Annotated in this window: 5 protein-coding genes and 1 pseudogene; 1 reads left to right on the top strand and 5 read right to left on the bottom strand. The window is 66.8% G+C overall.

Features of this window, described 5'->3' with window-relative positions; genetic code table 11:
• Positions 1-1,158: UxaA family hydrolase (locus tag ACLHHB_RS11360; protein ID WP_410218395.1), on the top strand; the 1,158-nt coding region annotated here is incomplete at its 5' end.
• Between the two features lie 45 nt (positions 1,159-1,203).
• Here the strand turns inward: ACLHHB_RS11360 and ACLHHB_RS11355 are convergent.
• The 5 genes and pseudogenes from ACLHHB_RS11355 to ACLHHB_RS11335 form a co-directional block, all read right to left on the bottom strand.
• Positions 1,204-2,118 (bottom strand): sugar kinase, encoded by a 915-nt coding sequence (locus tag ACLHHB_RS11355; RefSeq protein ID WP_410218394.1) that lies wholly within the window; start codon positions 2,116-2,118, stop codon positions 1,204-1,206.
• 95 nt (positions 2,119-2,213) lie between these two features.
• Complete coding sequence (locus ACLHHB_RS11350) at positions 2,214-2,888, bottom strand: GntR family transcriptional regulator (protein ID WP_410218393.1); 675 nt, start codon at positions 2,886-2,888, stop codon at positions 2,214-2,216.
• A 55-nt stretch (positions 2,889-2,943) separates the two neighbouring features.
• Positions 2,944-4,041, bottom strand: a complete 1,098-nt coding sequence (locus tag ACLHHB_RS11345) for a glycoside hydrolase family 105 protein (protein ID WP_410218392.1) — start codon at positions 4,039-4,041, stop codon at positions 2,944-2,946.
• On the bottom strand, positions 4,035-5,504 hold the full coding sequence (locus ACLHHB_RS11340; protein ID WP_410218391.1) for a glycoside hydrolase family 28 protein: 1,470 nt from the start codon (positions 5,502-5,504) through the stop codon (positions 4,035-4,037). The genes ACLHHB_RS11345 and ACLHHB_RS11340 overlap by 7 nt, the downstream gene beginning before the upstream one ends.
• A 56-nt stretch (positions 5,505-5,560) precedes the next feature.
• A pseudogene (locus tag ACLHHB_RS11335) lies at positions 5,561-6,029 on the bottom strand (carbohydrate ABC transporter substrate-binding protein); the annotation flags it as partial.

The raw sequence follows: 6,029 nt of genomic DNA, 5'->3' as shown, positions 1-6,029 counted from the left end.
GGCACGCGCAACTTCATCGCGCTGGTCGCGACGGTCAACTGCTCGGCCACGGTGATCCGCCGCGCCGCCGAAGAACTGCGGATCGAGGGCGCGCTGACGCCCTATCCGAACGTGGACGGGGTGGTGGCCTTTGCCCATGGCACCGGCTGCGGCATGGCCGACAGCGGTCCGGGCTGGCAGGCGCTGCAGCGTGTGCTGACAGGCCATGCGGGCCATCCCAACGTCGGCGCCGCGCTGTTCGTGGGCCTCGGCTGCGAGGTCATGCAGATCGCCCGGATGAAGCAGGAACTGGGCGAAGCCGCACGCTTTCACGGTCTGACCATCCAGGACAATGGCGGCACACGCACGACGATCGAGACGATCAAGGCCCGCGTGCGCCAGATGCTGCCGCAGGTGAATGCCGCCACGCGTGCGCCGACGCCCGCCGCTGCGCTGAAGATCGGGTTGCAATGCGGCGGCTCGGACGGGTTTTCAGGTATCACCGCGAACCCGGCGCTTGGCGTCGCCTGCGATATCCTGGCCGCGCAGGGGGCCTCGGTCGTGTTGTCTGAGACGCCCGAGATCTATGGGGCCGAGCGTCTGCTGCTGGATCGGGCAGCCCGGCCCGAACTGGCCGACAAGTTGCTGGAACGGCTGCGCTGGTGGGAGGATTATACCGCCAAGAACGGAGCCTCTCTGGACAACAACCCCAGCCCCGGCAACAAGGCCGGCGGCTTGACCACCATCCTTGAAAAGTCGCTTGGTGCTGTGGCCAAGGCGGGTGCCACGCCGCTGAACGCGGTGCTGGACTATGCCGAGCCCATCACTGCGCCGGGTCTGAACTTCATGGACACACCGGGCTATGATCCGGTGTCCGCCACAGGGCAGATCGCTGGCGGGGCGCAGCTGATCGTGTTCACGACCGGGCGGGGCTCGGCCTTCGGGTCCAAGCCCGCGCCGACGATCAAGCTGGCGACGAATGACAGGCTTTACGCCGCCATGCGCGACGACATGGACATGAACTGCGGCGACATCATGTCCGGCGTCACGCTGGAGGAGAAGGGCCGGCAGATCGTGGACCTGATCCTGCGCGTGGCCTCGGGCGAGGCGACGAAAAGCGAGGATCTGGGACTGGGCGACAACGAATTCCTGCCTTGGCAGATCGGCGCGGTCGTCTGACGGAAAAAGGGGGGCAGCGGCCCCCCTTCTTTATTCGGGAACGGCTCAGGCGTGCGTGGAAACGGCTGCCGGCACCAGGGCGCCCCGGTGTCGAATGACCTGACGGCTCAGCGCGTGACCGGCGCGGATGGCGGCTTCGCAATCGGCACCCTCCAGCCAAGCGGCAAGATAGCCCGCGTTGAAGCTGTCGCCCGCGGCAGTGGTGTCCACCGGCGTTTCGGGCACAAGGTCGGCGATTTCACCCTGACCGCCCGACCCTTGATAAAGCATCGCGCCGCCGCCGTTCTTGACCACCACATGCTTGGCGCCGCAGGCCAGATAGCGATCGGCGGTGGCCTGAAGGTCCGCATCGCCGAAATGCGCCGCCTCGTCATCAAAGCTGGGCAGGATCAGGTCGGCATGACCGGCGGCATCCTGAATGGCGTTGCACATCGTCTCGGCATCGGGCCACAGGCGTGGGCGCAGGTTCGGGTCAAAGACGATGGTGGTGCCATTGGCCCGTGCCGCCTCCAGCGCGTCCGTCAGGCGCGCACGCCCTTCCGGCGGCAGGATTGCCAGCGTGATGCCGGATACATAAGCCAGCCGGCAATCCGCCAGCGCTGCGTCCAGCGCGCCGCGGTCATCGGCCAGACGTCGCGCTGCCGCCATGTCGCGCCAATAGGCGAAACTGCGTTCGCCATCCTTGAGGCTGATGGCATAAAGCCCGATCTCGCGGTCGGCTTCACGCAGCACATGGGTCGTGTCGATCCCTTCGGCTGCCATGAAGTCCAATGCCTTTTGCGAGAACTCGCCGCTGCCGACGCGGGTCAGGTAACCGACCTGCCAATCGCTGCCCAAAAGGCGGCGCAGATACCAGGCCGTGTTCAGCGTGTCGCCCGCAACGCCCACCCGCCACAGATCGGGCTGGTCGGCCTGCGACAGTTCGACCATCGCCTCGCCGATCGAAAGGATGTGGTTCATGCCCGCACCTGCCGGAGAGGGCATGGTGCGGCGGCGATACCGCGACGGGTGGGGGCGGAAATGTCATGGCCGTGCTCGAGCCTCATCGGATCCTCTCAGTCGGTGAAATAGTCGGGATGTGCTGCGGCCATCTGCGGCAGTTCCGTCAGCATCTGGCGCAGGTGGGTGCGGATGGCAGCCTCGGCCGCGTCGGGATCGCCCGCCTCCAGCGCGGTCAGAACCGCCCGGTGCTGGGCGATCGTGGCCGCGCGATCGAAGGCACGCATCGAAAGGTGGCGCAGCCGGTTCATCTGAGATTTCAGGCGGTCCAGATCCTCCCACACGGCGGGGTGGCCGGCAGCCACAGCCATGGCCCGGTGAAAACGGTCGTCCGCCTCGATAAAGGCAGGAACATCGCCCGCCTCGTTCGCCTCGTCCTGTGCGGCCAGTTGCGCGACCATGTCGTCCAGTGACGGACAAGTTTGCGCCACCATCCTAGCCAGGTCGCTTTCCACCGCCTCGCGGATCAGTCGGGCCGAGAGGACGGCGCGCATCGAGATGCGGCCGATATAAGTGCCGCGCTGGGGCCGGATCTCGGCCAGGCCATCGCTGGCAAGGCGGATGAAAGCCTCGCGCACGGGTTGGCGGGACAGGCCGATCTGTTCCGCGATCTCGGTCTCGGACAGGCGTGCGCCGGGTAGCAGGTCGCCGCGCAACACGCTGCGATACAGCCAGTCATGAACCTGCTGGGCGGTCGAGGCGGTCCGGATGGGGATCATGCTTTCGAACATGGCAACCTTTTCCGCCGTTATATTGCATACTTCCATACAAGTAAAGAATGCAGCCTCAACCCGTGACCGCAGCCGAACGCTCTGCTGCCATGATCTGGCGCGCCTTGGCCATCATCAGCGGTCCCGTTCCCTTGGCGTCGTCCGCGACCACGTCTTCGGTCAGGTAATAGGCGGGGCTTCCGTCGCGATACACACCTGAAAAACCGCCCAGCCCGGCCACGAGGCAGATCCCCCCAAAGCCATGGCCCTGGCCATCGTGGTGCAGCTTTTCCTTTAAAAATGCCATGGCGCGGTTGGCAGAGGCGGCGGCAGGCTGAGGAGCCAGTCCGACAGGACCGGCGGCGATCAAGGCATAGGCGAACATCGCCGTGGCCGAGCTTTCGGTGTAATTCCCTTGGAGGTCCGGCTGGTCGATCACCTGAAGCCACCCGCCATCCGGCTGCTGCAGATCCGCAAGCCGCGCCAGAAGCGCCCGGGTGGGACCGGTCAGATCGGACGCGGCAAAGGCCGGGCCACCCACCAGTGCGGCACTGTCGACCAGCGCCATCGCCGTCCAGCCAAGAGCCCGCGCCCAGGCCGAGGCCGACTGCCCCGTCCGCGGATCCGCCCAATCCTGCGCCCGCGACGTGTCGCAGCCATGGGCATAAAGGCCGTCCGGCCGTGCCGTCATCGTCAACGCGTCGCGCATCTGCGACAGCGCATCCTGAACCAGCCTCTGGTCGCCCTGCTGCCGGGCAAGCTCGATCTGGAAGGGCAGCCCCATGTAAAGGCCGTCCAGCCAGACCTGATGGGGATAGATCTTCTTGTGCCAATAGCTGCCGCCCGCCGTGCGGGGGTGGTCCTGCAATTGGCGTCCCAGGCGCTGCGCAGCCCGCATCCAGCGCGGATCGCCCGTCCAGCGGTCCAGCGCGAACAGCACCCGTCCCGCCAGGATGTTGTCGATGTTGAAGTCCAGCGGGTCATAGCCCGCCAGCGTCCCGTCCGGGGCCACCTGCGCGCTGGCCAGCCGCAGCAGGTGATCGCGCCAGCGATCCTCACCCGTGGCTTCGTGCAGCAGTTCGAGGCCGCGATAGATGCAGCCGTCCTCGTAGCACCAGGCGCCGCCCTTGTAGGGCTGGTAGCGGGTCGCGAAGGCGTCGAAGTAATTCAGCATGGGGCAAAGTCCTTGCGGGTCAGGGGACCGTTGGGAAGGTCGTCAGGGGCCGAGATGTGGCAATGTTCGGCCAGCAGCCCGGCGCCGCTGACCTCCAGCAGGCCGTCGGCCATCAGCGGCGGGGCGGGCGGCGCGGCATCGTAGGACAGCGCGACGTCCCGGATCAGGACGCCCGTCACCGGCGCTTCGGGCAGGCCAAGGCAGGCGGCAAAGGCCAAGCGCACGCGGTCGGCACGGATGCGGCTGATTTCGATATCGCCGATCTGCGGTGTCAGGAGGCCCACGGGCTGCGGGTCCCGCGACTGCACGGTGCTGTCATGGCCGTCATGGTCGCAGAAGTAATGGGCGTTAATTGCCAGCACCGTGTCCACGCCGTCAAAGGAACAGTCCGTCAAGCTGATCCGGGCGACCTTGCCCCCGCGTCCCCGCCGCGTCTTGATGCGCAGGCCGCGGTCGGTGTCTTCCATCTCGCAGTGCGAGACGTGGATGTCACTGACACCGCCCGACATTTCGGACCCGATCACCACACCGCCATGGCCATATTCCATGCGGCAATGGCGGATGCGGATGTCGCGGGTGGGGGCAAGGTGATCGCCGTTGCCATCGTCGCTGCGCTTGCCAGCCTTGATGGCGATGCAGTCATCCCCGGTCGAGAAGCGGACGCCCTCGATCAGGACGCCTTCGCAGCTTTCGGGGTTCAAGCCATCTGTATTGGGGCTGTCCGACGGGTTGCGGATGGACAGGGCGGCAAAGGTCAGGTTGCGCGACCGATAAGGATGCACGGTCCAGCTGGGCGAATTGGTGATGGTCGGCCCCAGCACAGTGACCCCGTCGCAATCGATCAGGTGCAGCAGGCGGGCTCGGCGCGCGCCGTCGCGCGTTTCCTTTGGCCAGGTCCACCAGTCACCGCGTGCCCCGCCGCCATCCACCCGGCCCGGCCCGGCGATGCTGATGTCACGCCCGCCGATTGCAGTCAGGACCCCGCGATAGCAGGGTTCGGGCAGGCCCTCCCAGCTGCCGCCCTGGTCGGCAGGCAGGATGGGAAAGCGCGCGCGCTCCGAAGGGGCGGCAAGCTCGGAGCCTTCGGCCAGATAGATGTGCCTGTGCGAAGGGATCAGCAGGGGATCGACCTCCCACCGGCCTTGGGGCACGATCAGCGTCCCGCCATCGGGCAGCGCGTCCAGCATTGCCTGCGCGCGGGCAGGGTCATCAAGAACCGCAACCCCCGCGCAACGTGGTGTCGTCAGGCCGAAGGGGTCAAACCCGTCAATGGTGACACGCAGGTCCATGCCGGGCGGCAGGTCGTGCAGGGGCGTGATCACGCGATCGGTGACGCCATGCCGGGCATAGCCGGGACCGGTCACCTGCCAGGCCAAGGGCGCGGCAAGGCGATACAGCGCGCCGGGGATTGCCAGACGAAATGCGACCGAGCGCGGCGTTGCGGCCACGAGATCCATCTTCATGGAATGCTCCTTCGGATGTCGGTGATGGGGCGCGCCGGGCACGCCGCCGGTCAGGATCAGCGGAAGCTGCGCAGGGCGCGATCGATCTCGTCGATCATCTCGGCCGCGGCGTCGTCGGCAGAGACCTGGTCATAGGCCACCGCTTCCAGGTAATCGCCAAAGATCTCGCGGACCTTGGGATGCTCGTTCAGGGGCGAGGGGATCGGGCCCTTGCCTTCCAGCACCAGGTCATGGGCTGCGGCGATGTTCGGATCGATGGAGCCCTGTTCGGCCAGACGCGCGGCCGCGACCTTGCTGGCCGGGATCCCACGCGAGTCCTTGAGGATGTCCACCGCCTCGGGGTCGTTCAGCAGGCAGTCGATGATCTGCGCCGCCGCCTGCGGATTGCGCGCGTTCTTCGAGATCGCGAACAGCATCGAGGGCTTGCGATAGGTGCCGTCGTTCACGGCGCCCTCGACCTGCAGCATGGGCACGGGGACCAGTTCCTGATCGCCCAGCGGGTCGGCGTATTTGGCATAGGCCGAG

The organism is Paracoccus sp. (in: a-proteobacteria) (genome assembly GCF_046462195.1).
Lineage (GTDB): Bacteria > Pseudomonadota > Alphaproteobacteria > Rhodobacterales > Rhodobacteraceae > Paracoccus.
The sequence above is the reverse complement of the archived record's forward strand: the minus strand, read 5'-3'. Positions and strand labels throughout refer to the sequence as shown.